General features: G+C 49.5%; 21 protein-coding genes. 4 read left to right on the top strand and 17 right to left on the bottom strand.

What is annotated here, in order from left to right; genetic code table 11:
- Position 1: 1 nt before the first annotated feature.
- From ACEPST_RS11650 to pdhA, 5 genes are all read right to left on the bottom strand, one after another.
- Positions 2–910 (bottom strand): lactate dehydrogenase, encoded by a 909-nt coding sequence (locus tag ACEPST_RS11650; protein ID WP_204121485.1) that lies wholly within the window; start codon positions 908–910, stop codon positions 2–4.
- Positions 911–1,871: 961 nt separating this feature from the next.
- The gene (gene lpdA / locus ACEPST_RS11645) at positions 1,872–3,299 is read right to left on the bottom strand and encodes a dihydrolipoyl dehydrogenase (protein ID WP_203646934.1); all 1,428 of its coding nucleotides are present in this window, start codon (positions 3,297–3,299) and stop codon (positions 1,872–1,874) included.
- A 7-nt stretch (positions 3,300–3,306) separates the two neighbouring features.
- On the bottom strand, positions 3,307–4,632 hold the full coding sequence (locus ACEPST_RS11640) for a 2-oxo acid dehydrogenase subunit E2 (protein WP_395390874.1): 1,326 nt from the start codon (positions 4,630–4,632) through the stop codon (positions 3,307–3,309).
- 80 nt (positions 4,633–4,712) lie between these two features.
- Positions 4,713–5,690: an alpha-ketoacid dehydrogenase subunit beta gene (locus tag ACEPST_RS11635; RefSeq protein ID WP_125762994.1), complete on the bottom strand. Its 978-nt coding sequence runs from the start codon at positions 5,688–5,690 to the stop codon at positions 4,713–4,715.
- Positions 5,691–5,692: 2 nt separating this feature from the next.
- Positions 5,693–6,808 (bottom strand): pyruvate dehydrogenase (acetyl-transferring) E1 component subunit alpha, encoded by a 1,116-nt coding sequence (gene pdhA / locus ACEPST_RS11630; RefSeq protein ID WP_203646937.1) that lies wholly within the window; start codon positions 6,806–6,808, stop codon positions 5,693–5,695.
- A 280-nt stretch (positions 6,809–7,088) separates the two neighbouring features.
- Between pdhA and def the strand changes: the two genes are divergently transcribed.
- Entirely contained in the window at positions 7,089–7,649 is a 561-nt protein-coding gene (def, locus tag ACEPST_RS11625) for a peptide deformylase (RefSeq protein WP_203646939.1), read from the top strand.
- Between the two features lie 515 nt (positions 7,650–8,164).
- Here def and ACEPST_RS11620 read toward each other — a convergent pair.
- On the bottom strand, positions 8,165–8,668 hold the full coding sequence (locus ACEPST_RS11620; RefSeq protein WP_203646060.1) for a hypothetical protein: 504 nt from the start codon (positions 8,666–8,668) through the stop codon (positions 8,165–8,167).
- Between the two features lie 201 nt (positions 8,669–8,869).
- Here ACEPST_RS11620 and ACEPST_RS11615 point away from each other — a divergent pair, with 201 nt between their 5' ends.
- Both ACEPST_RS11615 and rnjA read left to right on the top strand, forming a co-directional pair.
- Complete coding sequence (locus ACEPST_RS11615; RefSeq protein WP_125763002.1) at positions 8,870–9,088, top strand: DNA-directed RNA polymerase subunit epsilon; 219 nt, start codon at positions 8,870–8,872, stop codon at positions 9,086–9,088.
- Positions 9,085–10,764, top strand: a complete 1,680-nt coding sequence (gene rnjA, locus ACEPST_RS11610) for a ribonuclease J1 (protein ID WP_125763004.1) — start codon at positions 9,085–9,087, stop codon at positions 10,762–10,764. The genes ACEPST_RS11615 and rnjA overlap by 4 nt, the downstream gene beginning before the upstream one ends.
- Positions 10,765–10,968: 204 nt before the next feature.
- Here the strand turns inward: rnjA and tnpC are convergent, their stop codons facing one another.
- The 3 genes from tnpC to ACEPST_RS11595 form a co-directional block, all read right to left on the bottom strand.
- Positions 10,969–12,483, bottom strand: a complete 1,515-nt coding sequence (gene tnpC / locus ACEPST_RS11605) for an IS66 family transposase (protein WP_395409182.1) — start codon at positions 12,481–12,483, stop codon at positions 10,969–10,971.
- Positions 12,484–12,548: 65 nt separating this feature from the next.
- Entirely contained in the window at positions 12,549–12,917 is a 369-nt protein-coding gene (gene tnpB / locus ACEPST_RS11600; RefSeq protein WP_020090538.1) for an IS66 family insertion sequence element accessory protein TnpB, read from the bottom strand.
- Complete coding sequence (locus ACEPST_RS11595) at positions 12,907–13,089, bottom strand: hypothetical protein (protein WP_020089635.1); 183 nt, start codon at positions 13,087–13,089, stop codon at positions 12,907–12,909. The genes tnpB and ACEPST_RS11595 overlap by 11 nt, the downstream gene beginning before the upstream one ends.
- Positions 13,090–13,267: 178 nt before the next feature.
- Here ACEPST_RS11595 and ACEPST_RS11590 point away from each other — a divergent pair, with 178 nt between their 5' ends.
- Positions 13,268–14,227, top strand: coding sequence for a diacylglycerol/lipid kinase family protein (locus ACEPST_RS11590; RefSeq protein WP_203646059.1), 960 nt, complete (start codon positions 13,268–13,270; stop codon positions 14,225–14,227).
- A gap of 166 nt (positions 14,228–14,393) precedes the next feature.
- Here ACEPST_RS11590 and ACEPST_RS11585 read toward each other — a convergent pair whose 3' ends face one another.
- The 8 genes from ACEPST_RS11585 to ACEPST_RS11550 form a co-directional block, all read right to left on the bottom strand.
- Positions 14,394–14,600 carry a hypothetical protein gene (locus tag ACEPST_RS11585; RefSeq protein WP_125763008.1) on the bottom strand — a complete coding sequence of 69 codons (207 nt, stop codon included), beginning with the start codon at positions 14,598–14,600 and terminating at the stop codon, positions 14,394–14,396.
- Between the two features lie 161 nt (positions 14,601–14,761).
- A complete protein-coding gene (locus ACEPST_RS11580) occupies positions 14,762–16,384 on the bottom strand; it encodes a peptidoglycan endopeptidase (RefSeq protein ID WP_204121488.1) in 1,623 nt (540 codons plus the stop codon).
- A 489-nt stretch (positions 16,385–16,873) separates the two neighbouring features.
- Positions 16,874–17,902, bottom strand: a complete 1,029-nt coding sequence (locus tag ACEPST_RS11575; RefSeq protein ID WP_204121489.1) for a DUF1002 domain-containing protein — start codon at positions 17,900–17,902, stop codon at positions 16,874–16,876.
- 111 nt (positions 17,903–18,013) lie between these two features.
- Entirely contained in the window at positions 18,014–18,907 is an 894-nt protein-coding gene (locus tag ACEPST_RS11570; RefSeq protein WP_203646056.1) for a C40 family peptidase, read from the bottom strand.
- Between the two features lie 491 nt (positions 18,908–19,398).
- The gene (tkt, locus tag ACEPST_RS11565) at positions 19,399–21,420 is read right to left on the bottom strand and encodes a transketolase (RefSeq protein ID WP_395390868.1); all 2,022 of its coding nucleotides are present in this window, start codon (positions 21,418–21,420) and stop codon (positions 19,399–19,401) included.
- A 314-nt stretch (positions 21,421–21,734) separates the two neighbouring features.
- The gene (rbsK, locus tag ACEPST_RS11560) at positions 21,735–22,655 is read right to left on the bottom strand and encodes a ribokinase (RefSeq protein ID WP_203646054.1); all 921 of its coding nucleotides are present in this window, start codon (positions 22,653–22,655) and stop codon (positions 21,735–21,737) included.
- Positions 22,656–22,788: 133 nt separating this feature from the next.
- The gene (rbsR, locus tag ACEPST_RS11555; RefSeq protein ID WP_204121491.1) at positions 22,789–23,796 is read right to left on the bottom strand and encodes a ribose utilization transcriptional repressor RbsR; all 1,008 of its coding nucleotides are present in this window, start codon (positions 23,794–23,796) and stop codon (positions 22,789–22,791) included.
- 695 nt (positions 23,797–24,491) lie between these two features.
- Positions 24,492–25,481: an aldo/keto reductase gene (locus tag ACEPST_RS11550; RefSeq protein WP_203646052.1), complete on the bottom strand. Its 990-nt coding sequence runs from the start codon at positions 25,479–25,481 to the stop codon at positions 24,492–24,494.
- Between the last annotated feature and the right edge of the window lie 78 nt (positions 25,482–25,559).

Raw genomic sequence — 25,559 nt, 5'->3', positions numbered from 1 at the left:
GTTAAGCGCGTCCTTCCGTTTGCTGACCGGCAATGGTCGCAATGTTTTCCCGTAGCGTCGTAATTTGCTCGGTAAATTCTTGTTGTTCGTCTTCAGATAACACTAAATTGGTCAGATGCTTGACCCCACTGCCATTCACCAGCACAGGGGTCGCTGCGGCGTAAACTGGCTCCTCATCGTGAATATTCGTGACTGAGGCAATTAGGGGTTGATTCGTCAAATCGGCCTCTAGCAGGCGAATAAGTGCCATAGAACGCAACAGTCGTTGGTCCGTCCCAGCCTCGCGTTGAAGCCAATGACTCATTTTGCCTAAGTCATCCGCGTTAAACTTGGCGTCTTCGTTAGCCAGATACATCAAAATGGGTGCTGGCCCCACGTAAGTCCGGCTCCACGCCACGATGGGCTTATCCGACGTCCCGACGACGGCCGCCTGAATCGCTGCCACACCGACCCCGAGTCGTTCAGCCAAGCGGTACGTTAATAGCCGCGCCAACGGGAAGGTTCCCAGGCCCCAGATTTGGCTCTGGTTCAATCCAGAGAATTTCCAGGCAAAGTAGGTCAACAATTCATCATGCTCACCACAGAAAACTAATTGCCCCTTAAACCCATTTTCTACGATTCGGTTCATGAACACTCGTAATTCAGCGACTTCAGCCGCCGGAACGGTTTCAGCATCTGCCCGGTCAAGCAAAACCAACCAAGTGGCCTTACCATAGTCCACGGCCGTCCCCACCCGTAGCGTCATCCGAGGACACAGGGCACTGGCCACCACCAACGCTTGATACCGCGGGGCGTCGTCAGTTACATTCGGGATCACAACACATTCCAATGGCAGATCTGCCACCAGTAATTGCCGGATAAACCGACTGGCCTGATCAAAGTTTCCTTGAATAATCAACGTTGGCTTCATAGTGACCCTCCTTTTGCCCAATTCACGTTCTCTCGCGCCCAGACGCACACGGTGTGGTCCGGGCAAAACGCAAGTCATAGCTCCATTATAAGTGAACGCCCGGGGATAGCAAGCTGTAACAATCAACTTTTTATGTTCTAAAATTTTAAGAATGAGCACCCTTTTCACACGCCTCTCGCCAGCGCCTACCGGGCGGTAAAAATGGGCCGGAACGCTGGGGGGCAGGACGGTCGAAGCCAAAGTGCGGTCTTCAACCTCGCTTTGAACCGAAGAACACGTTTCAAAGTCGCCATTTTCTAGCTAAAGACCAGCCAGAAAATCCCCCGGCTGAGCCCATTTTTACCACCCTCTCGGCTGACACAAGTTCCCCAACAAGCTACTTGTTGAAACCCAGAAAAAGTTGACTGTCACCGCCTGCTATCGTGCCTATCAGTATTGCGCTGCCCTTCCCAATCATAATTCAGTAAAACATCCCCACGCCTTTTACATCTATATTCACGTCATTGAGGCAATGCCTTGACCGATACGAACGATGAGGGCTACAACCTTGTTATCACCGGACACACCCGTTGTACCAGGTTTGGGTTAAACCTGGTACACAGACCACTCACCATCAAGAGACGGAGGAAGCCAGGTGTGGAGACGGCTGTGTCGGTGATGTTGACCGGGTGCCCTGCCCGGTCTTACATCACGGGACGACTTTGGCAACTCGCGCACCCCAGCGAGGTTTCAAAGCGAGGTACCGGACCGCTTCTCAGGCCGGCACCGTTCCCCACAGCAGGCGGAACACCTGGAAGCCGCAGGTGACCAATGCCACGTGCCCTTGACCCTGGTTTTGACCTTAAGCCCCTGACCCTAGAGGACCTGACCCTAAAGCCCCAAACCAAAACCCAAGGACAGCAAAAAAGGCCGCCATTGCTGGCAACCTTTTCTGTAACGCTTTTTACAATCACGAGAGACTTTAGATATGGGTTGGGAAGCCCAAAGCGATATCGGCAGTTTCTTGGATTGGTTCGTTTAACGTTGGGTGTGGGTGAATGGTCAAGGCAACGTCTTCAACGTTCAAGCCGTCGTTAACGATGATTGATAATTCACCAGCCATAGTGCTGGCTTCAGGGCCAACCGCTTCGGCACCCACGATGTTCTTGTTGTCGTCATCCGTGTAGATGAAACGAACAAACCCATCAGCGGCGTCCAATGAAACGGCACGTGCGTTCCCAGCGAATGGGAATTGCGCAGTCTTGACCTTGATTCCCTTGTCCTTAGCTGCGTCGGCGCTGTAACCAACGGTCGCAATTTCAGGATCAGAGAAGCAGACAGCTGGAACACTCAGCCAGTCGTTAGCCGTCTTCTTACCGGAGATGGCACCAGCCGCAGTCTTGGCTTCAGCAAAGGCCTTGTGAGCCAATGCAGCACCAGGAACAGCGTCACCGACAGCCCAGATGTGTTCTGAAGCAGTCCGGCCTTGGTTATCGACTTCGATTTGACCATGGTCGTTCAACTTAACCTTGGTGTATTCCAAGCCTAAGTCGTCAGTGTTTGGCTTACGACCAACGGTAACCATGCAGTAGTCAGCCTTAATCGTAGATTCCTTGCCGTCGACAGCGTAGGTCACACTGACACTGTTGTCGTCTTGCTTGGAACTCTTAGCCATAGCGTTGGTGATGACATCAACGCCCTTCTTCTTCAACTTCTTAAGGACAACGGAAACCATGTCCTTAGTAAAGTTAGGCAGAATTGACTTCGTGCCTTCGAGGATTGTTACGTGAGCGCCTAAGCTAGCGTATGCACCAGCTAATTCAGTCCCAACGTAACCACCACCGATAACAACGAATTCCTTAGGGATTTCTGGCAAGCCCAGACCACCGGTAGAATCGACAACCCGACCTTCAAACTTGAAGCCAGGGATTTCGATTGGGTGAGACCCGGATGCAATAATAATGTTATTGAATTCGAAAGTCTGGCCCGTATCAGTGGACATGAACTGCTTTTCACCCGTAGGCATAACCCGTAGTTGGGTGTCACTCAGGAAGACAGCTTCCCCGTTAACAACGTCAACGTGGTGCTTCTTCATCAGCATCTTAACACCGCTGGTCATCCGATCAACGACCTTCTTTTGCTTCCATTCCTGAGTCTTGGCGAAGTCGATTTCAGCTGACTTCGTTGAAATCCCGTAGGTGGAACCGTCTTTAGCTTGTTCCAAACGGTGACCCGCTTGAATCAAGGCCTTAGAAGGTACACAACCAACGTTTAAGCAGACACCACCAAGGGTATCGGACTTTTCAACTAAAGTGACCTTTTGGCCTAATTCAGAAGCCCGAATGGCGGCAACGTAACCGCCGGGTCCGGCACCAATGATGACGGTGTCCTTTTTTTCAACATCTGCCATATTATTCCTACCCTTCCATTAACAACATTGCAGGATCGTGTAACAATGCCTTCATGTCGTTCAAAATATTTTGAGCTAAGGCACCATCAATCAGACGGTGATCGTAACTCAGAGAAAGCTTCAACATACGACCAACAACGATGTCGCCATCTTCGTTGACGATAGGAGCCTTTTCAATCCGGCCAACACCTAAAATAGCAACTTCAGGTTGGTTGATAACTGGGGTAAACCAGCCACCACCGATTGAGCCGACGTTAGAAATCGTGATGGAACCACCGGCCATAGAAGCTGGGCTTAACTTGTTGTCGTAAGCAGCTTGGGTGTTTTCAGTGATTTCCTTAGCAATTTCAAACATACCCTTGGAATCAGCAGCCTTGATGTTTGGTACGTAAAGACCATCATCAGTGTTGGTAGCGATACCAATGTTGTAGTAGTGCTTGTAAACAATTTCCTGAGTCGTGTCATCAATAGATGCGTTCAATTCAGGGTACTTCTTCATAACGGCAACCAAAGCCTTAACAATGTAAGGTAAGAAGGTCAAGTGGATGTCCTTGTCGGCAGCAGCTTGCTTGTACTTCTTACGGTTAGCCATTAAGTCAGAAACTTCAACTTCATCAAATGAAGTTACGTGAGGAGCAATGTCCTTGGAAGTACGCATGCTCTTAGCAATGATCTTCCGCATTGGTGACATTGGTTCACGAGTTTCCAGATCTGGGTTGTCAGCGTTCCAAGGCTTGATAGCTTGACCAGCAACGGCCTTGCCACCAGCTTCGGCAGCTGGAGTAGCAGCGGCTGCAGGTGCAGCGGCGCCATTGAAGTTGTCGATGTCGGCCTTAAGAACTTGACCATGATTACCGGTTGGGGCAACCAGGGTAATGTCAACGCCCTTGTCACGTGCGTATTGACGGACAGATGGCATTGCCATAACTAACTTGTTAGGATCTGAAGCGGCTGGAACACCAGTAGGTGCAGCGGCTGGAGCAGCAGGTGCTGCTGGAGCTGCGGCTGGTTCTGGTGCAGGTGCTGGAGCAGCTTCTTCAGCTGGAGCGTCGTCTGCAGAGTCGCTAGCTTTCGTCAAGTCAGCAGGGGTATCTGAACCATCGTCAATGACGATCAGTGGATCGCCAATTTCAACAGTGTCCCCTTCTTGTGCAACAATTTGTGAAATAGTACCAGCAACGGGTGATGGTAATTCCGAAACAGACTTATCGTTTTGGATTTCGACTAATGTGTCGTCTTCCTTAACTGCGTCTCCTTCTTTAACAAGCCATGAAGAAATTTCGCCTTCGGCCATTCCTTCACCAAGCTCTGGGAGTTTGAACGTATAAGCCATGGGAAAACTTCCTTTCTTTCATCTAATGCAGGATGTCTCCCACATCGTTAATTTTATCGTTTAATGTTTAGATGTTATTTTTAGTAGTTGAAGATTTCGCGAGCCTTAGCTTCGATATCATCGGAGTTAGGGATCCAGTCATTTTCAGCTTGGGCAAATGGGTAAACGCTATCTGGCGCAGCTACCCGGCCGATTGGGGCATCCAATGACATGATCTTGTCTTCAGCAATGTCTGATGCGACAACGGCGCCGACACCGGCCATCCGTTGTGCTTCTTGAATGACAACAACCTTGTGGGTCTTGTCAATAGAAGCATAGATCGTATCAGTGTCAATTGGTGACAAGGAACGCAGGTCAATAACTTCAGCAGAGATGTTGTCCTTAGCTAAAGCATCGGCAGCGGTCAAGGCTTCGTTGACTTCAGCACTGTAGGCAACGAGGGTAATATCAGTACCTTCGCGAACAACCTTAGCGGAGTCCAACGGAACAGTGTACTTGTCATCTGGAACTTCATCCTTCATTGAACGGTAAAGTTTCAAGTTTTCCATGAACAGAACTGGGTCGTCGCTTTCAATAGCGGAGATAACCAAGCCCTTTGCATCGTATGGATTTGAAGGGGTAACTACCCGCAGACCTGGAGTACTTACGAAGTAGTTTTCTAAGTTATCAGCGTGCATTTCGGCGGTATGAGTCCCACCACCAAATGGTGTACGGATGGTAACAGGGAAGTTCTTTTGGCCACCGAAACGGTAGTGGTCACGAGCTAATTGTCCAACAATCCCATCCATTGCTTCGAACGTGAAGCCCATGAATTGGATTTCAGGAATTGGACGCCAGCCAGTCAATGATAAACCAATAGCTAATCCAAGAATACCGGATTCAGCAAGTGGGGTATCGAAGACACGGTCTTCGCCATACTTGTCTTGTAAGTCAACGGTCGTCCGGAACACACCACCGTTTTTACCAACATCTTCACCGAAGATCAACGTCTTAGGGTCATCGCTTAAGACTTGGTCCAGACCAGAAGTGATCGCTTTGATATACGTCATTTTAGCCATGATTACTTCGACTCCTTTGCTTCGAATTCTGCAATTTGCTTCTTAACAGCTGGAGTAGGAACATTGTAAGTCCACTTCAAGAAGTCAGAAACCTTTTGTGCAGGTGCTGCTTCAGCTTCCTTCATTGCGTCTTTAAATTCGTCTTTGTATTGTTCAACTAACTTGTCTTCTTGATCTTGTGACCAAACGCCCTTGTCAGTTAAGACCTTCCGCATACGAATTAATGGATCGGCATCGAACCAAGGCTTAGTTTCTTCATCGGTCCGGTAACGAGAAGGATCATCACCAGCAGAGGAGTGAGCACCATAACGGTAAGTTAAAGTTTCAATAACAACTGGACCATTACCAGCTGCGGCATACTCACGAGCAGCCTTTGAAACTTCGTGGACGGCCACGATATCCATCCCATCAACTTGGACGGAAGGAACACCCATGGCAACGGCCTTTTGTGCTAAGGTTTCAGCAGCAGTTTGCTTCTTCCGTGGAACGGAAATAGCCCAACCGTTGTTTTGAACGAAGAATACGGCAGGTGCTTGGTAAGCACTGGTGAAGTTAACTCCTTCATACCAGTCCCCTTGTGAAGTACCACCATCACCGGTGTAGACAAACGCTACACGGTCTTCGTCTTTGTTCTTTTGGATACCCAGAGCAACGCCGGCAGTTTCAACGTATTGGGCACCAATAATAATTTGTGGGAACATCATGTTAGGATTTTCGTGTTGATTACCTTCAACATGACCCTTTGACCATAAGAAACCTTTTGCAACGGTAGTACCGTGTTGAATCATTTGTGGTAAATCACGGTATGCAGGTAACAGGAAGTCTTGTTCCTTAAATGCGGTAACACTTCCCATTTCACTGGCTTCCTCACCGGCAGTTGGAGCATAGAAACCGAGACGACCCTGACGGGAGAAGTTCATTGTTTGTTCGTGTAACGTACGCTCCCAAACCATTTTCTTCATGAAGTCAACAAGTTGGTCATCTGAATATTTTGCCAACGTGTCTGGATCAACAACCTTGCCATCTCCATTGATGACTTGAACCGGGTGCTTGTACGGATCGGCCATCGTAGCTTTGATTTTGGCAAAGTCTACAATCTGTTTGCTTCCATTAGCCATAAGTAACACTTTCCTTTCACTTGATATGAAATTGTTAACTAAAAGTGAGTTAACGTTGCGTTTCCTGACTACGTTTAAAATGTACCATTTTTTCACAGCTCTTGCAAGCCCTTTCATTGTGACAAATAAAGGGATTCGGCCAAACTCCTACTGCGAGTTGCGGTTTTACATTTTTCACTTTTTTTGAAAATAGAAACCGTTTTCTTTTCATTTCATTTCCTTTAACCGGTATGTTACAATAGTACGTAACTATATTTAATTTTTGCGGAGGTAATTGCTCTTGTTTCTCATGAAAGATATTGTCCGCGACGGCGATCCCGTCCTACGTCAAGAGGCTGCGGACGTGAAGTTCCCCCTCTCAGCGGAAGACCAACAACTCGCTAAGGACTTAATGGAATACTTAGTTGTTTCCCAAGACCCAGAACAATGTAAGAAATACGGTTTGCGCGCTGGCGTTGGCTTGGCCGCTCCCCAAGTGGGTGTTTCCAAGAAGATGGCTTCCGTGCTGGTGCCCGCACCAGAAGAAGGTGGCAAGTCACCGTTCACCGATGTCATCATCAATCCCGTCATCGTGTCCGAATCCGTTCAACCCGGTGCCCTGACCGAGGGTGAAGGTTGCCTCTCCGTTGATAAAGACGTGCCCGGCTTCGTGCCCCGCCACGACCGCATCACCTTGCGCTACTACGACGTGACCGGTGAGAAGCACCAGATTCGCCTGAAGAATTACCCGGCAATCGTTTGCCAACACGAAATCGACCACTTACATGGCACCCTCTTCTACGATCACATCAACAAGGACGAGCCGTTCGCCCGTAATGATGACATGATCATGATTGAGTAATTAACTAGAATGACGTCGCCACCCTGAAAATTGGGTGGCGGCGTTTTTTAGTTTGCTAAACTAATCTAGCGTGGGGTTCAGCTTTCAGGATAAGAATCGGCAACACCAAGCAAAAAGGATTCAAGCTCTTCGATGCCAACCAGGCACCCAGGCTTGAATCCTTTTCGATTAACTCACTTTATAGTAGAAACCGCAAATTTCTTGGGGGATTTTCTCCCAGCCAAACACGGGATACCTCCCTAACCGACAACAATGGCATGACGATTTCTAGTCAAAATAAACGCGTTTCTTCTATTATATTGTGATTATTTTAACAATCTATTTCTACACATCATATTCGGTGTGTTTCAACAACCTAGGAACGGTCCCTATTCAGTCCTCGCTAAAACAACTCGTGAGAGTGAACCATTAACTGGACTGGCCTATCGCTTGCGTGTATCCCGAATGTCTTCTAGTGGAAGAACACGTCATTTGCTTAAGCCATCTAGCCCGCCAATCAGTCGCTCTGACCAGGACTAGAGGTCCTTCATCGCTGGATCATTAAGTTTCTTTAAATCTTTCAAGTATTCCACCGTGGATTCATTCATGAGGTAGGCCACATCCACGTGGAGTTGTCCCTCATACAACCAGATGTCACTGACCACAAATGCGGGTCCGGCCACAACTGCTTTGACTTGGTGATCCGCACTAAAACTGGCCAACGCGTCATTGAAGGCTGTTTCTAATTGCGGTAACCGGCGATCTGTATCCATCCCCGTCGGCATGGCGTACTCAAAGGCCATCACGCCCCGGCCCCAGACGTCGGCCACGGTCACCGCTGAAGTAATTTGACACTCTTCTTCGGTCAGCACCTCATCATTCACCAACCGTTGTAAGGCGGCCTTGACCGCCACATCCGTTTCATCCTGGGCGTTTCGCCGCACCATTCTGGTAGCCCGTTGCACGATCATTCGGTGAATCACAACGTAAATAACCAACGCAATAATGATGCCAATAATTATTTCCACTATTAGTGCCATGGCGACTCCTCCGTTCACTTTACGCTAGTTTAATCATAGCATGTTTTACGGTCTAGGGGTAATTCTATACAATCGGCTGAAACTATGCTAAAATTGTGCTAATTGTTGTGTAAGCAACCCGCAGTTCGGCAGGACATAAATAATTCATCGTTCGCTCACGAATTGACGAATTAAATCGTTTAAATTGAAGGAGTTTTGTCTGTGATTTACAAAGTATATTACCAAGAAGATAACAAGCGGAATCCTAAGCGCGAGGATACGCATTCCCTTTACCTGGAGGCCCCAACCGAGGTTGAAGCCCGGGCACAAGTGGAAGCACACACGGACCACAATATCGAATTCATTGAAGCTATCGAAGGCAACGACTTAGCTTACGAACAACAGAATCCGAATTACAAATTAACGGAGTTCACTGAATGAACAAGTTAAACGTCAAAAATAACGAGACCGCTATCTTTGGCGTGGGTGGACTTGGCGAAATTGGGAAAAACACTTACGGGATTCAATTTCAGGATGAAATCATCCTAATTGATGCCGGGATTAAATTTCCAGAGGACGAATTATTAGGAATCGATTATGTGATTCCCGATTACCAATACCTCGTTGAAAACCAAGCCAAAATCAAGGCGCTAGTGATTACCCACGGCCATGAAGACCATATTGGCGGTATTCCTTATTTATTAAAGGCACTCAACGTTCCCGTTTACGCGGGGCCGTTAGCCTTAGCTTTAATCAAGAACAAGCTTGAAGAACACGGATTACTTAAATCGACTGAACTACACACAATTGATGATGATACTGTGCTTAAATTTCGGAAGATGAGTGTCACCTTCTTCCGGACGACCCACTCAATCCCTGATACCTTGGGGGTTGCCGTCCATACACCAGTCGGCACGATTGTGGAAACGGGTGACTATAAGTTCGACTTAACACCTGTTACCAACCAGCCGCCTGATCTGCAAAAGATGGCCAAGCTGGGCGAAGAAGGCGTTTTGTGCTTGATGTCTGATAGCACGAACGCTGAACGCCCTATCTGGACGAAGTCAGAAAAATGGGTGGGTAAGTCCATCCGTAAGATTTTTGACCAAGTCGAGGGCCGGGTCATCTTTGCCACCTTCGCTTCGAACATTTCTCGGATTGAAACTGCCTGTGAAACAGCACTGGCCCACGGTCGTAAGATTGCGGTCTTTGGACGTTCCATGGAAGCAGCCATTGTTAATGGTCGAGAACTCGGGTACTTAAACATCCCCGACGAAGCGTTAGTTGACGCCAATACCATCCGCTCCATGCCGGCGAACAAGGTCATGATTCTTTGTACCGGTTCGCAAGGTGAACCCATGGCGGCCCTTTCACGGATCGCTAACGGGACCCACCGGCAAATTGCCATCCAACCAGGTGACACCGTCGTCTTCTCTAGTAACCCAATCCCTGGGAACACCATTTCGGTCAACCGGGTCATTAACGAACTAGAAGAAGCCGGCGCCAACGTCATTCACGGTAAGGTCAACAACATTCATACTTCCGGTCACGGTGGTCAAGAAGAACAGAAGTTGATGCTCCGGCTGATGCAACCGAAATTCTTCATGCCAATTCACGGGGAATACCGGATGTTGAAGATTCATACCGAACTGGCTGAACAATGTGGAGTTCCCCTCGATCACAGCTTTATCCTGCAAAATGGGGACGTTCTCGCCCTCACCCAGGACTCTGCTCGGGTCGCTGGTCACTTCACCGCTGGGGACGTCTACATTGACGGCTCTGGCATCGGTGACATTGGCAACGTCGTGTTACGCGACCGTCAATTGCTCTCCGAAGAAGGTCTGGTGGTCGTGGTTGCCACGATCGATCTCAAGAACCAAGAGATCAAGGCCGGTCCTGATCTGCTTTCTCGTGGGTTCGTCTACATGCGAGAATCCGGTGAACTGTTGAACGAAGGTCGGCGGCGCGTCTTCCAGACGATCCGTCGGGCGATGCGCAATCCGAAGGCGACTGAAGCCTCCATTCGCAACGCGGTCATTGACGACCTGCAAAACTTCTTGTTTGAGAAGACTGAGCGGCACCCAATGATTCTGCCAATGTTCATTATGACTAAGTAATTTACTTAAAGGATTCGAGACCAATCGTCTCGGGTCCTTTTTAGTTGTATAAAGTCCATGAAAACGTTGTCATTTAGCCATTTTCGAACCCATTGGCGTCTTAATTATTACAACGTAAGCACCTAATAACTGACCGTATTGAAATACAGACTAAAAAGAAGATGGCGTCCTCGGTTTTTGAGGACGCCATCTTCTTTCCATGTCTTAAGCGGCTATCGTGTTTAATTCGTAGCGGCCAGCCGGTCGCTGTGTAAAATTCCATGGTAAATAAGCTACTAGCTCAGATTCCTTCGCGAATGCCGGCAGTTGGGGAATATTTTCTAAAAGATAAAGGATGTAGTCTCGTGGATTAACACCATTTGTTTTGGCCGATTCAATCAAAGTCATCCAAATAGCTGTAGCCTTTGCTCCAGCTGGACTAGTGCTGAACAGCCAGTTTTTTCGGCCAATCACTAGACTCTTCATATTACGTTCAGCGGCGTTGTTACTGAAATCAAACTCACCGTGCTCAATAATCTTATTCAATGTGGCTCGCTGATTTTGGGCATAGGTAATTGCTTTGCCAAGCTGACTTTTTGGCAGCTCATCTGCCTGATCAATCCATCTCCAGAATTTATTAAGCAGGCCTCGCAATTTGCCGCGTCGCCGACGCTTCCTAGAACGTGGAGAGAAGTGTTGCCATTCCCGTTCAAGCGCAAACATTTTGTCCAGTAGCTTTAAGGGACGACTCATTTGAATTCTTCCCTTAACGTTTGCTGCGTCATAGAACTTCCGCCGAACATGGGCGAAACAGCCAATTCGAGTGACCGAGTCTCCTAAACTGTTATAGCCAGAATACCCATCACATTGGAAAGTACCCCTAAAACCTCGGTAGAGGTCTTGGGCAAAGGTCCCTGAACGAGTACTACCATACGCATATAACACTGCTTGAATCGGAGACTTCCGAACCGACCTTGCTACCCACATGTAAGACTTGGAGCTGGCTTTCTTTCCAGGTTCTCGCAGAACCTGAATGGGTGTCTCATCGCCTTGTAGACAGCTCTGTGCCATCAATGTTTTTCTAATCAGCTCATAAAGTGGCCTCATCAATTTCCCAGACTTGATCATCCAATTGGCCAGTGTTGTCTCAGATAGGTTGACTCCCAGGCGTTGCCAATCTTTTATCTGTCGGTAAAGGGGAACGCCTTGCTCGTACTTTTGATGGATAATTTCCGCAATTACCGAAGCCGAACCAAGGCTGTGAGGAATCACTGGATTTGAAACTTGTGCTTGTATCAAATGAGCGAGGCCATCAATGCTCTCACAATCGACGCATTTATATGTATGAGCGTGAATTTCTTCACGGTACAACTTTGCTGGCTGGAAGTATAGTTGTTCGCGAACAAATTTTTCGCCCACTAAAACTAAGCTGTGTCCGTGCGGACACAGCTTGTCTTCGACATCAACGAAAGTAATCTTTACAGGTAAATCACGGCTTAAGACTTCTTGCCGCGTCTTTTTACGCTTTTTCGTTGACTGTACTTGATCTGTTTGGTTTTCTTGGCCAGTTTGCTCTGGCTCGGTAAAAACACGGTCATCTTCTTCCAGAAGTGATAACTGATTAGGATCGACCTGCTCTGACTTTTGGCCGAACATTTTTCTCGTTAGGTAATCGATAATTTCAGCCTGTTCTTTTACCTTTGCGGTTAACATGGCGATTTGTTCCTGTTCCGCAGTCATTGGCAATCCCACCCATTCTGTATCGATTTCTTTTGAGTTTACCATAGCCTTCTGGAAATGAATAGCTATCTTTCCGTGGCGACGTTTACGTGCCGAGGTGTCCTGACTTTGTGGACAGTCGCGTCAAGCGACCACCCACTTAGTAAGAGTTTGAACTGTCTAAAGTTAAGGCGACGAACGGCATTTTGATTGGTCGGCCACTGAAGTCGACCGTTTTCTAGCCGTTTATACAAAAGGAGGAATCCATCACCGTCCCAATAAAGAGCCTTGAAGCGGTCCTTTCTGGTACCACAAAACAGGTAAAGAGCCTGATTGTATGGATCTAGCTCAAATTGTTCCTGTACAACAGCTGCCAAGCCATCAATACCACGACGTAAGTCGGTTTTCCCACAGACAATATAGACCTGATTAATTTTAGACGGGTCAATGAGCATCATTGAACACCGCCTTAAGAACAGCATCAACGATGTAACCATTGGCTTTATTGTAGATGATTACTGATTTGTTCTTACCAATTTTCAACTGAATTGCCCGGCTGGGAACAACTGGCGTTGTTCCGGCAGCCTCACGTGGCATTCGGACTTGAACGATGTCTTGTTTTTCCATAATAAAAACCTCACCAATTTATTTGATGAGGTTATCATATCGTGGATTTACCACCAATCATAGACGGTCAGTTATTAGGTGCTTACATTACAACTAAGGAAAGTCGACGATAATCACTAGGCACCCCGCTAGTTTTCGTTTATAATGAAATGGACTAAAAATTGAGAGGAGCAGTACGGTGACTGTCCAGTTCTATATCATCCTAAATGAACATGCAGGAAGTGGTCAGGCCGCTACACTTTGGCCTCAGATCAAGGCACGCCTTGATGACGCCCAGGTCTCCTACCAACTGGCTGTTTCGGAGTACCCGCACCACGCCATTCTGTTGAGTGAGCAATTTGCCAAACAACTCCCCGATGAACCCCACCAAAATTGGGTGGTTCTCGCCATTGGGGGCGACGGCACCCTGCACGAGGCTATTAACGGTCTCACCAAACAACCCCGGACTTACCCGATTCCGGTTAGCTACATCCCCATCGGGTCCGGCAACGACTTTGCCCGTGGCGCCGGTATGGCCCTGAAGTGGGAAGACGCCTTTGATCAGGTCATCCAGTGTACCCACGCAACCAATTATGATATTGGTGCGTACGATGAAACGATTAAGCATGAACACGGTGTCTTCACGAACAATTTGGGGATTGGTTTCGATGCGGCCATCATCACGAAGGCCAATCAATCCAAAGCCAAAATTTGGCTCAACAAGCACCACATGGGCTCCCTATCTTACCTGGCGTCAGCATTAGATGTGTATTACAACCAATCTGGCTTCACGTTGACCGTTCACGTGGGCAATCAACGAGACATCTATGCCAACGCCTTCTTGGTGACTACAACTAATCATCCCTACTTCGGCGGTGGCGTCGGAATCGCTCCAGGGGCCACGATTGAAGATCATCAACTTCATTTGGTGGTTATCGAGAAGCCTAACTTCTTGAAGCTGATGTGGTTAGCCCTACGGCTCGTATTTAAGCGTCATTTGACGTCTAAGGCCGTTCACTACTATCAGGCATCAAAGGTCCACCTCACCGTTCCGGCCATCGAATACGGCCAATTAGACGGTGAAGAGATGGGTGGACGTTTCTTCGACGTCTACGTTGGGGTTAAACAGTATCCCTTCTGGTTTGATTTAACCATCTAATAAGCTTCCTATCTTAAAAGCCGTAGAATGATCTGGACATCTGTCTAGCCATTCTACGGCTTTTTGTATATCCCAATATTGACGTTTGACGGTTGTCAGCCACCGAAATCTAGCCAGCAAAAAAGGAGCCTGGGATTTATCCCCAAACTCCTCGATAGGTTTTTAGTTAATCTTCCGAAGCATCCATTGCTTCCAGAATCATGTCCAGCTGAGCGCACTTATTGGATAGGTCATGCATTTCCTCGCCGTAACGGGGCTCAATCCGCACCGTTTCCGAACTAGAACAAACACTCTCAGACTCTTTCCGCTTAAGCGTGGCTAACTGTGAATTAGCTTGCCGGTATTCTTCCAGAATCTCAATTCGATTACTCATCAATACACAACTCCTTCAACCAGGTTTATTTATGATTACTTGTTTGTCTCTAAATGACAAAAAGTATCATAACACTTGGTCACGGATTTGTTAACGATAATCTTAACTTTTTTCGGCAGTTTGGCCAAAGTGGCTAAACCCCTGCTTCGGGTGGAAACGCTCTACTTCAGGGTTCCCGCGAAGGAAGGCATGAAGTACTTGCTGATGGATTGGACCTTGACGTTTTGACCAGGTTCTGGTGCCGCAACAAATTGATTGTTGCCTAAGTAAATGGCATCGTGGTACGTAGCCCCTTTAGATCCCCAGAACAGAATGTCCCCAGGCTTAGCTGAGCCCACAGAGTGCGTGGTAACGTAGCTTTCTTGGGAAACCGTGTTATGTGGCAGGCTAACGCCCTGAGCGTGCAGGTAAACGTAAGCGACCAGACCAGAACAGTCCATCCCACTCAAGGAAGACCCACCCCAGACGTAAGGAATGTTGGCTGAAGCTAGCTTCAAGGCCAAGCCCGTGACGGAACCTGAGGTCAAGCCACTGGTGCTAGCTTGCTTCTTTGTGGAACTACTGGTCGATGCAACGGCTGCCGTTGAACTAGACGTGGACCCTTGGGCTGCAGAAGCAGATGACGTGGTCTGATTATTCACAGCAGAACGCGTCGTGGTCTTGATCCGCTTGGTCTTCTTAGCCGCAGTCGTGGCCGTCGCGTTTTGGCTGCCCGTTTGGGTGACCGCACTGCTACTCGTGGCAGCTGGCGTACTGGTACTGCTCTGTACGGTGCTTTGACTAGTCGTTGACTGGTTAGCCGCCGTACTAGTTTGGCTCTGGCTCGTCGTGCTTTGACTCGTCGCACTTGGCGTCGTTGACCGTACTAAGGCCGCGCGACTGCGCCGTGCCGTCGTCGTGGCGTTGCTAGTTGGCGTCTGGTTACTCGTTGCTGATTGCGATTGACTGGCAACTGAAGACGTCGTTGCGTTTGACGTGGCACTTTGACTTGATACGCTTGATGAAGGCGTCGTCACGGATGAACTAGCCGCTGGCTGTGAAGCTGATTGTGCAGCCGCCTGGTGCTTCATCGTCGAACTCGTTGAAGCTGATTGACTAGTCGTTTGCGAACTCGTTTGGGCCGTTGAGGACTTCGCCTGACTCGACGCCGTCGTTGATGATGACTGGGCGGCATTACTCTGTCCAGTAGTTGCTGGCGTTGAGCTCGTTGACTTCGCCGCACTCGTCACCGTCGAGCTGCTAGTTGCTGCGGCGGTTTGTTGCTTTTGCTTACTTGCAGCGGCCTGTTGTTCAGCCACAATTTGGGCTTGAACGGCGTTGGCTTTTTGCGTGGACTGGCTGGTAGCGCTAGCCGTTGCTTGACTGGTCGTACTGTCACTCTTGGTTACGTTCGTTTGTGGAATCGTCAACTTCTGACCGACACTTAACATATCGCCGGACATATCATTGGCCTTCTGTAACTGTGCCACTGTTAAGTGGTAGGTCTGAGCGAGATCCCATAAGGTATCGCCAGACTTGACTGTGTATGATTGGTTAGCGGTTTTAGCTGATTTGACTTGTAATCGTTGCCCAACAAAGATTAAATCGGTCTTGGCATCAATTGAATTCTGTTGTTCTAAATCCTGAATAGAAACACCGAGTTTTTGTGAAAGGTCCCACACGGTGTCTCCCGGCTTAACTTGGATACTATCCGCATTTGCGGTAATTGTTGCGCCCGCCGCGAATGCCCCAATGGCCCCGACGACCCCAACAAATGCTTTGGTTTTGCGTTGTCCTGTACTCATCTTCACCAACACGTCCTTTTATGACTTTAGATTTTTTCAAACAAAGTGAACGTGGTCACACGCCGATCAAGCGTAATCCCGTTCGTTCATAGTCAACACGAATCACAAACTAATAGTACCACACGTTTTCCCAGTTCCTTGTGAAATATTAAGGAATTGTTAACGGATTTTTTAAGCTGAACCGGTGTTCCCTTTGACGTTTTCTGAAATTTACGACGTTCTTGAAAGCCCTTTCTATCGCTATTTCCCTTCGCTTACTATTCAAACATTTGTTCTTTTTCATTCATCAACTGGTTACCCGTCACTATCACACATTTACATAAGCGTCACATTTTACGATTAATTGCAGAATACAAATTAATGTTGGCGGCGCTTTCTGCATGCTACAAGTATTCATCGAGCCCTCGACTTTGTGAAATTTAAAAAAGGGCACAAAAAAACGGGAGATAAACTCCCGTTAATTTGTTAACCCGCCGTTCTTACTGCTTATTAGCCAACTAAGCTCTTAAACCAGTTGACGACTTTCTGCCAAATTTGCACAATGAAGTTTTCCGCTTTTTGGGCATCCGCACTGTTGGCAAAATCCTTCACACCAGCCATTTTGTCCCCAATACTATTTGCCAGGTTATTGGCAACGTTGGTGACATTGGTGACGTAGTTCTTACTGGTTGAGACTGGGGCTTGTTGCACCTTGCTCAATGCAATGGCAATGTTGGTGATCTGGGTGGAATTCGTTTGACCGTCAATGCCTTGTTTAGCCAGGGCCTTTTGCAACATCTCTTCGATGTCCGCCTTGGTGGCCAGGTCATCGCCATTTTGTCGTTGCTTAGCCAGGTCGGAGGAAACGGACCCGACAGCGGACATTAATTTCCCTGGGTATTTCTTGTTACTGCTATTGGAATCAATGGCTGGTTGAGTGGCATCCAGCACGCCGTTAGCGGCTTGGGTGTTTTCTGAATTCAACGTCAAGCCGTCTGCGGCCAAGGCCTTGTATACGCCGGTCAGCGCAGATTCACCGGAAACGGATTTGTCCGCCGTCACGGTAATGATGACGTCCTTGACCCCCGCCATGGTTGCGACCATCGCATATTGTTGTGAGGTCACTTCGGTAATGTTGTTACTGCCATTATATTCGGCAATGTTGACCTTGACGCCGGTTCCTGGGTCAGCGGGCGCTAACGCCACGGAACTGATCATGCTGGCATCGGTCGTTCCGGCTGAATTTAGGTATTGGGCATAATCACTCCCCGTTGCCGTTAAGGCTGTATAATTTGATTTTACCCCTAAGGCAGAGGCGACCGTATCCTTGTCCTCGCTGGCTAAACCAGCACCGTAGACCACGTAGGCCTTGGAGAGTGCCTTGGTTTGCACGGTGCTACCGCTCGTTGCGGAGCTGCTGGTGTTGGTGGTATCCGTGGAACTATCCGTCGTGTCAGCGTGAACTGCCAACGTTTGACCGCCGATGCCGACTGCTAATAAGGCCGCGGCCAATCCTAAAACAACGTGTTTCATCTTCATTAGAATGTTCCTCTCTTCTCGTTAGAATACTTCCCCCAAAAACAAGTATAGCAGGTCCCCACCCGTTGCGTGGAGTCCTGCCATGAATTTAGAGAATTCTTCAGACTTGCTTTATTGCCAGAAACGCCGGGCACCCGCATATTCTGGGGCCAAACCGGTCGCCGTCATCGAGACTAATTGCACCGCTTCACCCGGCTTAGGCGCGTGTAACATTTTCCCACTGCCGGCATACAGACCCACGTGGTGAATCTCACCCGTGCCGTGCTCCCGGGCAAAGAAGACCAGGTCACCGGCAGCCAGTTCTTCGGGCGCAACCGGATAGCCGTTGGCAAATTGATCCTGTGCGTCCCGGGGAATCATGTAGCCCAACGCCCGGTGTAACGCATAAATCAAGCCGGAACAGTCGAAGCCTTGAGGTGTGATGCCACCCCACAGGTAAGGCGTGTCCAGAAATTGTTTGCCTAAGGTTAGGAGCCGGCTACCATCATCGGCACCCTCGACGCCTAGCGTAGCCGCGGCGGCCGTGATCCAGCCATGCCCCAGCGGCGTGACCACTTGGATCCACTCGCTGTCCTGACCCGTCGTCGGCAAAATGGTGCCCAATGGCAGTTCCATCAGGGGTTGCTTGTTCTCATCTAAGAGTTGGGTAACCGGATGGGCCAACCGCACCGTGGTCGTTGGGTAATCGAGTTCTTCGTCACTGGTAGTCAGTTGCGTTAATGGAATCCAACCAGGATAACCGCGTCGTTCTTGACGACTGCTTTGCCGGGTAACGAAAACGTGGGCCCATTCACCCTCGACCCGGTCTAAAATCACCCGATCGTTAAACAGGGCTTCACTGACCACCCGATTCTTATCTGCGAGTTGTTCCCGTTCTGCTGGTTTTAAGCTCGCTAACCAGGTCGTGAGATTGCCATCCTTCAAGTAAGGTCGATCCGTTTTTGTGACGGTCGTTGGTGTAGACCACACCAGCGCTGTCGGTACCTTGATCCGTCGAATATCCATTAAAAACCGCCTCCAGTGTCTTTACCCCCAATATACCAATAATTTTAACAACTTACTAGGTTTGGGCGGAAACTTGTTACGTTGAAAATCAATTGGTTGGTGATTTCGCTCCCCGACGGCGGATTCAAGGCGCCCTGCTGTGGGGAACGGTTCCAGCCAAAGTACGGGCTTCCACCTCACCTTCGAGCCTGGGGTGCGGTCTCAAAGGTTGCCCCGTGGTCTAGGCTGGGAAAATACCCCAGCCAAGACCACCGACACAGCCGGTCGCCTTGATCCGCCTCTGGTCCGCTGACATCGCCCATTTATTTTCAACAACAATCGTGCTCCTTTTCGAATGGTTATTAAATTGTCTTATAGCTAATGACATGTTTACTATAGCCCTGTTAGCCAGTTGATTGCTTCAGAACGCAACAAAGCCAGGACCCGTGTCCCAGCTTTGCTGTCTCCGATGGTTGTTGCTTCCCCGAATATTGGTTATTCATTTGACCGCATTAGTTTAGCGCTAAGTAAGCTTGCACCACGCGTTCTGGTGTGAAGCCCGCCATCTCGGTGACGGTGCTTCCTGGACCACTGGCGCCGAACCGTTCCTGGGTGAGCATGATGCCATCCAGGCCCGTGTATTGGCACCAGCCTAAGCCACTGGCCATTTCCACGGCGACCCGACGGCGCAAATGCCGTGGGAGAATTCGGTCTTGGTACTCAGCGGATTGCGCATTGAATTTTTCAAAACTTGGCAGTGAAACGACGCGGACGTCGTGGCCGAGCTCGCTTAATTTTGCCTGTGCGGCCAAGGCCAGGTTCACTTCTGAACCGGAAGCCATCAAGATACCTTCCGCCTCATCGTGCGCATCTGCGACCACGTAGCCCCCCCGCTTGACACCCGCTTTAACAGCCATGGGCCGTGGCAACGTCGCTAAGCCTTGACGGGACAAGACGATGGCCGTTGGATGGTCCGTCGCCTGCATCGCTGCCAACCAGGCCGCCGCGGTTTCATTGCCATCGGCTGGCCGGTAGACCGTTAACCCGGGGATGGCCCGTAAAGCGGCTAATTGTTCAACGGGTTCGTGGGTCGGGCCATCTTCCCCCACCGCCAGAGAATCGTGGGTAAACACGTACGTCACTGGCAGGTGTTGGATAGCCGCCAACCGAATCGCTGGTTTCATGTAATCGGAGAACACGAAGAACGTTGACCCGTAAATTCGGGTCCCACCATGTAAGGCAATCCCGTTCATCGCTGCGGCTTCAGCAAATTCCCGCACCCCAAACCACAAGTTCTTCCCACGAGGGTTCTCAGCACTGAACCGCTCACTGTCGGTCACCGCCGTCTTGTTGGAGCTAAACAAGTCCGCGGATCCCCCCCACAAGTTAGGAACCGCCGCGCTCAACCGTTGGAGAACTTCATGACCGCTAGCCCGCGTGGCTAACTGGTCCTTCTTGTAATACGTTGGCAGTTGCGTGGCCAGGTCATCGGGTAACGCCTGACTGATGCCCTGCGCAAATTGGGTGGCCAACTCTGGTTCCACGTCGGAATAACGGGCAACTAGGTTCGACCATTCTTGGTGGCTCGCCCAGCCGCGAGCCTTGATAGTGGTCATGAACCGTTCGTGCACGGCGGCTGGCACCGTAAAGGGATCACAGTCCCAATTATAGTTCTGCCGCGTCGTGGCCAGATCCGCCTCGCTGAGCGGTGCCCCATGAACCTTGTTCGTTCCTGCGGCGGGGCTCCCGGCCCCAATCTGTGTCTTGACCTCGATCAGAGTTGGCCCAGATTGATTGTTCTTGGCCGTGCGAATGGCCCGGTCAATGGCTTCCAGGTCCTCACCATCGGCGACCCGCAGATAGTTCCAGCCATAGCTTTCAAACCGTTGGCCCACGTCATCCTGGCAGGCGTTACTTAATGGCCCATCCAGTGAAATATCGTTTGAATCATACAAAACAATTAATTTATTGAGTTGGAGTTGGCCGGCTAAGCTAGCGGCTTCGGCGGCAACCCCTTCCATCAAGTCACCGTCGCCACACAACGCGTAAGTATAGTGGTCGACAACGTTTAAATTCGGTTGGTTGTAGGTTGCCCGTAAATGACTTTCGGCCATGGCCATCCCAACCGCCATGCCGATGCCTTGACCTAATGGCCCGGTCGTCGCGTCCACCCCAGGGGTCACGCCGACTTCGGGATGGCCCGGGGTCTTACTGCCCAGTTGTCGGAAATTCATTAAATCGTGGCGGTCCAGCGCAAACCCGCTAAGGTGCAACAGGCTGTAAAGCATCGCTGACCCGTGCCCGGCGGAAAGGACAAACCGATCACGGTTGAACCACTGTGGAAATGACGGGTCAACCCGCAGGTGCCGAGAAAATAACACATAAGCCATCGGTGACGCCCCCAACGGTAGACCGGGATGGCCCGACCGTGCCCGCGAGATCATATCCATGCTTAACATCCGCACGGCAGTGACCGCTTGTGTATCCGTTTCATCAAAATCCATTTGGTTAGTAACGACTTCTTCATTCAACATTTTTAAATAACCTCACTTAAATCGGCCGGACCAATCACGGCCTTGTTTTTGGTTGATGTTCCCAATTCGTTGATCTTACCGGTAAAATCGCCAATCGCTCATCGACTTTCATCACTATACCAATTTAAAATGATTAATGCAACCCCTCGTCAAAAAGTTGTTATACCGGTGATTCTAAACGTCAAAAATCAGATATACCAAATAGACCGATTTAGCTAGCTTGCAACCGGTTGTCCCAAAACGCAAAAAAAATCGCAAACTTTTCCGAAAATTATCGGTTAAGTCTGCGATTTTATTATCTGTTTTCTGAAAGATTACTTTTGGCTAGCCGCTTCGATTTCAGCAACCGTTGGAATCGATGGCATTGCGCCTAAACCTTGAACAGTCAAGGAACTAGCACGTTGGGCAAAGACTAAGGCCGTGGCCACGTTGCTCAGGTCAGGCTTTAATTGTGAGCTCAAGGCCCCAATGAACGTGTCCCCAGCAGCCGTGGTGTCGACTGCGTGTACCTTGAACGCTGGCACGAAGCCAGATTCGTTAGCGGTGGCGTAGTAAGCCCCCTTGCTCCCGACCGTGATGATCAGGTTCTTCACGCCCATTTCACGGAATTTCTTAGCGTTCGCATCCATAGAAGCTTCGTCAGTCACTTCGATACCGGTCAGCTCAGCACTTTCCGTTTCGTTAGGGACAACCAGGTCCGTCACCTTCAGGATCTCTGGGTCGATCTTCGCAGCTGGTGCCGGGTTCAAAATGGTCGTGACCCCGTGTTGTTTGGCAACTTTAAACGCTGCCAAGGTTGCGGCTTGTGGCGTTTCAAACTGGGTAATCAGGAAATCAGCCTTCGCAATTTCATCTTCACGGGCAATGACTTCGTCCGCTTTGATTTGTTGGTTGGACCCACCGTAAACCAAAATACTGTTTTGGCCAGCTTCATCCAGGAGAATGAACGCAGAACCAGTTCCAACGGTCTTATCCGTGATGATGGCACTGGTATCGATGCCGTCATTGTTCAGAGATTCCACCATGAACCGACCGGCGTCGTCGTTACCGACCTTACCGATAAAGCTGGTTTCAGCACCGGCCCGGGCAGCCGCAACCGCTTGGTTGGCACCCTTCCCACCGGCAGCGCTACTCTTGTTTTCCGTTGACAACGTTTCCCCTGGTTGGGGCATCCGAGCAACTCGCAGCGTCGTATCGACGTTTAGACTTCCGAGAACCGTAACTTTGTTTGACATAATTTACCTTCACTCCTTAAGCAGTGTTTAAAATTGTAAAACGTTTTACTCAATGCTGACACACCGAGGGTATCCGTTTAGATTACCCTTAGCGTATCATGTTTCGAAAAGGCTTACAAGAACTAACTGAAATTTATTTCAAATGCGCCGTGCTTTCGCGTTCACGCAGGTCGACCGGTAAATCTACCAGCTGAGCCGCCTGCCGTTGATCCTTGATGCGATTGATCAATAGCCCGGTCGCCTGTTGACCCATGGTTACGACCGGTTGGTGAATCGTGGTCAGTTTCGGCACCACGTACTCGTCCAGGTCGATGTCATCGTAGCCTAATACTGAGATGTCGTTGGGCACCGATAATCCCTGCTCGTGGAGCCCACGCATGAGTCCCAACGCCGTCTCATCGTTGATGGCGAAGACCGCGGTTGGGTGCTGAGCCAGGACGGCAGCCGTTGCTTGGTAACCGCCTAACTTGGTCATGGCTGAATGCACGATAGCATTTTCCGGCAGGTCCACGTGATGTTCAGCAAGCCGACGTTTAAACCCAGCCAACCGAATCTGCAGGTTTTGAGTCGGGTCATCTGGCATGACGACCGCAATTTTCTCATGGCCCAACGCTAACAGATGGTCCGCAGCAAGCTGTCCACCCTGTTCATCGTTGATCCGTACGCGGTCCACACTAGGTCCCCCGTTTTGATCGATCAACAGGTACGGAATCCCGTTCTTTTTTAAAATATTATCGATAGCTTCGGCCGTAATCGAGGCACTGGCAATGATGAGGCCGTCAACCGCGCGCTTGATCAGTTCCTCAAGGTAGTAGCTCTCTAGCTTTTCATCATGATTAGCCCCAAAGATTAAGGGGATGAAGTGCCGCTCCCGGCTAGTCTCCTGCACCCCGCGGACAAACATACTGAAGAAGGGGTTCCCCAGGTTCGGCACCAGCACACCAATTGTCTGGGCCGACTTCATAATCAGGTTACGGGCGTTGAAGTCGGGCACGTAGCCCATCTCTTCTTGCAACTGATGAACCCGCCGCCGAGTATCCAGACTGAAGCGCTCGCCCTTACCGTTTAAAATTTGCGAAACCGTTGTGACCGAAACGCCCGCCGCTTCAGCAAGGTCCCGGATCGTTACTTTACGTGTCATAGCCAACCTCCACCGTCTAGATTTAACCGCCAGCGCACCTGGCTAATGAAATGAACAGTCATCAAGGCCGTTCCCGCCGGCGGGCTCAAGATGCCCTGCTGTGGGGAACGGTGCCAGCCTGAGGAACGGTCTGGCGCCTCGCCTTGAAACCTCGCTGCGGTTCGCGAGTTTCCAAGGTCGTCCCATGGACTAAGCTGAGAAGGTCACTCAGCTAAGACCACCGACACAGCTGGGCACCTTGGCCCGCCTCTGGTCACTCTGACTTGCGTGTTCATTTCACTAGCCGATTGCTGACAATCACTTCTCCTCTGATAAACCGCTCACCGATTGATGGCTTGTCTATCAGCTGATTGTCACATACTTTGTAGGCCGGTAATTTCGCCGGCACCAAGTTTAACCTATGTTTTATTATACCCCATGGCACGCGGGATTTTGCGACTATTTTAAAAATTTCAGCGTTTGACCCTTTTCACCTGCAACGTATTCACACAGTTACCCGCAAATTAGGGGTGGCTTAGTGGTTAATCCTCCAAATCGGCCACTTTCTTAGAGTCCAGTTTTAAAATTGGTCCACCCAATTTCGGCCAACTGTGACTTTCAGTTTTACTTCAATGATGAAGTTGCTCACTAAATTTTCCGAAAAAAAGAACTAAATTGACGATTGCCCGCCAAATTTAGTCCTTTTCGCTTAATCATTAAGCCTTTAAAATTTTATCGATTGCTGCTAATTGTTCTGGGTCGAATTCCAGGTTTTGAACAGCCTTGATGTTTTCGTTCAAGTGTTCTGGCTTGGAAGCCCCCGTGATGACACTGGTGATAACCGGGTTGTGTAATAACCAGGCTAAGGCCATGTGGGAGAGCTTTTGGCCCCGGCTCTGCGCAATCTTGTTGAGTGCTTGGAGCTTTTGGACCATCTTGTCGCGACCGTTGTCCAAGACAAATTCGTTGGACCAGTGAATGTCCACGTCTTCAGGAATCCCATCGAGGTACTTGTCCGTCAATAACCCTTCGGACAGTGGCCCGTAAGCGATAGCCCCGGCGTTATTTTGGGCCAGCATGTCGAACAAGCCATCGTCATTAGCGGTTTGGTTCAACATGTTGTAAGAAACTTGGTCCACGACGAATGGCGTGTGCAAGTCCTTGAAAATCTTGATCATGGCTTCGGCTTGTGGCTTCGTGTAGTTGGAAATCCCAACGTACAGCGTCTTCCCTTGGCGAACCAAGTCGTCCAGGGCCACGGCCGTTTCTTCAGGAGACGTTTCGGCATCAAACCGGTGGCTGTAGTAAATATCCACATAGTCCAACCCCATTGCCTTCAAGGAACGATCCAAAGAGGCCGTCAAAGCCTTTCTGGAACTCATTTGACCATAAGGGCCAGGCCACATATGGAAGCCAGCCTTACTACTGATGACCAATTCATCACGGTATGGCATCAATTCGCGGTGTAAAACCTCACCAAAGAGGCTTTCCGCGGCGTATGAGCCAGGACCATAGTTTGCCGCCAAGTCGAAACTAAAAATACCGGCGTCGAAGGCCTTCAGGATAATGTCGCGGGTGTCGCCATAGTTGGCGTTCTCCCCAAAGCTGTGCCACATCCCAAAAGAAATTGCGGGTAATTGGAAACCCGTATTTCCTGCCCGGCGAACCGGCATTTTGTCGTAACGGTGTTCATCTGCAAGATACATTCTGCCACATTCCTTTCCACTTATACCTGAGTTAAAGTATAGAGAATTGGTGTGGACCAGTCAAGTTTCTTGCCAACT

This window comes from Levilactobacillus sp. FUA 3915 (genome assembly GCF_044053135.1).
Lineage (GTDB): Bacteria > Bacillota > Bacilli > Lactobacillales > Lactobacillaceae > Levilactobacillus > Levilactobacillus lanxiensis.
Note: the sequence above shows the minus strand (reverse complement) of the source record. Positions and strands in the feature narration are given on the sequence as shown.

Excerpts from the sequence above, each read along its gene's own strand:
- rbsK (WP_203646054.1), bottom strand. The coding sequence starts at position 22,655 with ATGTCAAACAAAGTTACGGTTCTCGGAAGTCTAAACGTCGATACGACG.
- ACEPST_RS11550 (WP_203646052.1), bottom strand. The coding sequence starts at position 25,481 with ATGTATCTTGCAGATGAACACCGTTACGACAAAATGCCGGTTCGCCGG.
- lpdA (WP_203646934.1), bottom strand. The coding sequence starts at position 3,299 with ATGGCAGATGTTGAAAAAAAGGACACCGTCATCATTGGTGCCGGACCC.
- ACEPST_RS11635 (WP_125762994.1), bottom strand. The coding sequence starts at position 5,690 with ATGGCTAAAATGACGTATATCAAAGCGATCACTTCTGGTCTGGACCAA.
- tnpC (WP_395409182.1), bottom strand. The coding sequence starts at position 12,483 with ATGACTGCGGAACAGGAACAAATCGCCATGTTAACCGCAAAGGTAAAA.
- ACEPST_RS11570 (WP_203646056.1), bottom strand. The coding sequence starts at position 18,907 with ATGGATATTCGACGGATCAAGGTACCGACAGCGCTGGTGTGGTCTACA.
- ACEPST_RS11650 (WP_204121485.1), bottom strand. The coding sequence starts at position 910 with ATGAAGCCAACGTTGATTATTCAAGGAAACTTTGATCAGGCCAGTCGG.
- pdhA (WP_203646937.1), bottom strand. The coding sequence starts at position 6,808 with ATGGCTAATGGAAGCAAACAGATTGTAGACTTTGCCAAAATCAAAGCT.
- tnpB (WP_020090538.1), bottom strand. The coding sequence starts at position 12,917 with ATGCTCATTGACCCGTCTAAAATTAATCAGGTCTATATTGTCTGTGGG.
- tkt (WP_395390868.1), bottom strand. The coding sequence starts at position 21,420 with ATGTTGAATGAAGAAGTCGTTACTAACCAAATGGATTTTGATGAAACG.
- ACEPST_RS11640 (WP_395390874.1), bottom strand. The coding sequence starts at position 4,632 with ATGGCTTATACGTTCAAACTCCCAGAGCTTGGTGAAGGAATGGCCGAA.
- rbsR (WP_204121491.1), bottom strand. The coding sequence starts at position 23,796 with ATGACACGTAAAGTAACGATCCGGGACCTTGCTGAAGCGGCGGGCGTT.
- ACEPST_RS11575 (WP_204121489.1), bottom strand. The coding sequence starts at position 17,902 with ATGAAGATGAAACACGTTGTTTTAGGATTGGCCGCGGCCTTATTAGCA.
- ACEPST_RS11585 (WP_125763008.1), bottom strand. The coding sequence starts at position 14,600 with ATGAGTAATCGAATTGAGATTCTGGAAGAATACCGGCAAGCTAATTCA.
- ACEPST_RS11595 (WP_020089635.1), bottom strand. The coding sequence starts at position 13,089 with ATGGAAAAACAAGACATCGTTCAAGTCCGAATGCCACGTGAGGCTGCC.
- ACEPST_RS11620 (WP_203646060.1), bottom strand. The coding sequence starts at position 8,668 with ATGGCACTAATAGTGGAAATAATTATTGGCATCATTATTGCGTTGGTT.
- rnjA (WP_125763004.1), top strand. The coding sequence starts at position 9,085 with ATGAACAAGTTAAACGTCAAAAATAACGAGACCGCTATCTTTGGCGTG.
- ACEPST_RS11580 (WP_204121488.1), bottom strand. The coding sequence starts at position 16,384 with ATGAGTACAGGACAACGCAAAACCAAAGCATTTGTTGGGGTCGTCGGG.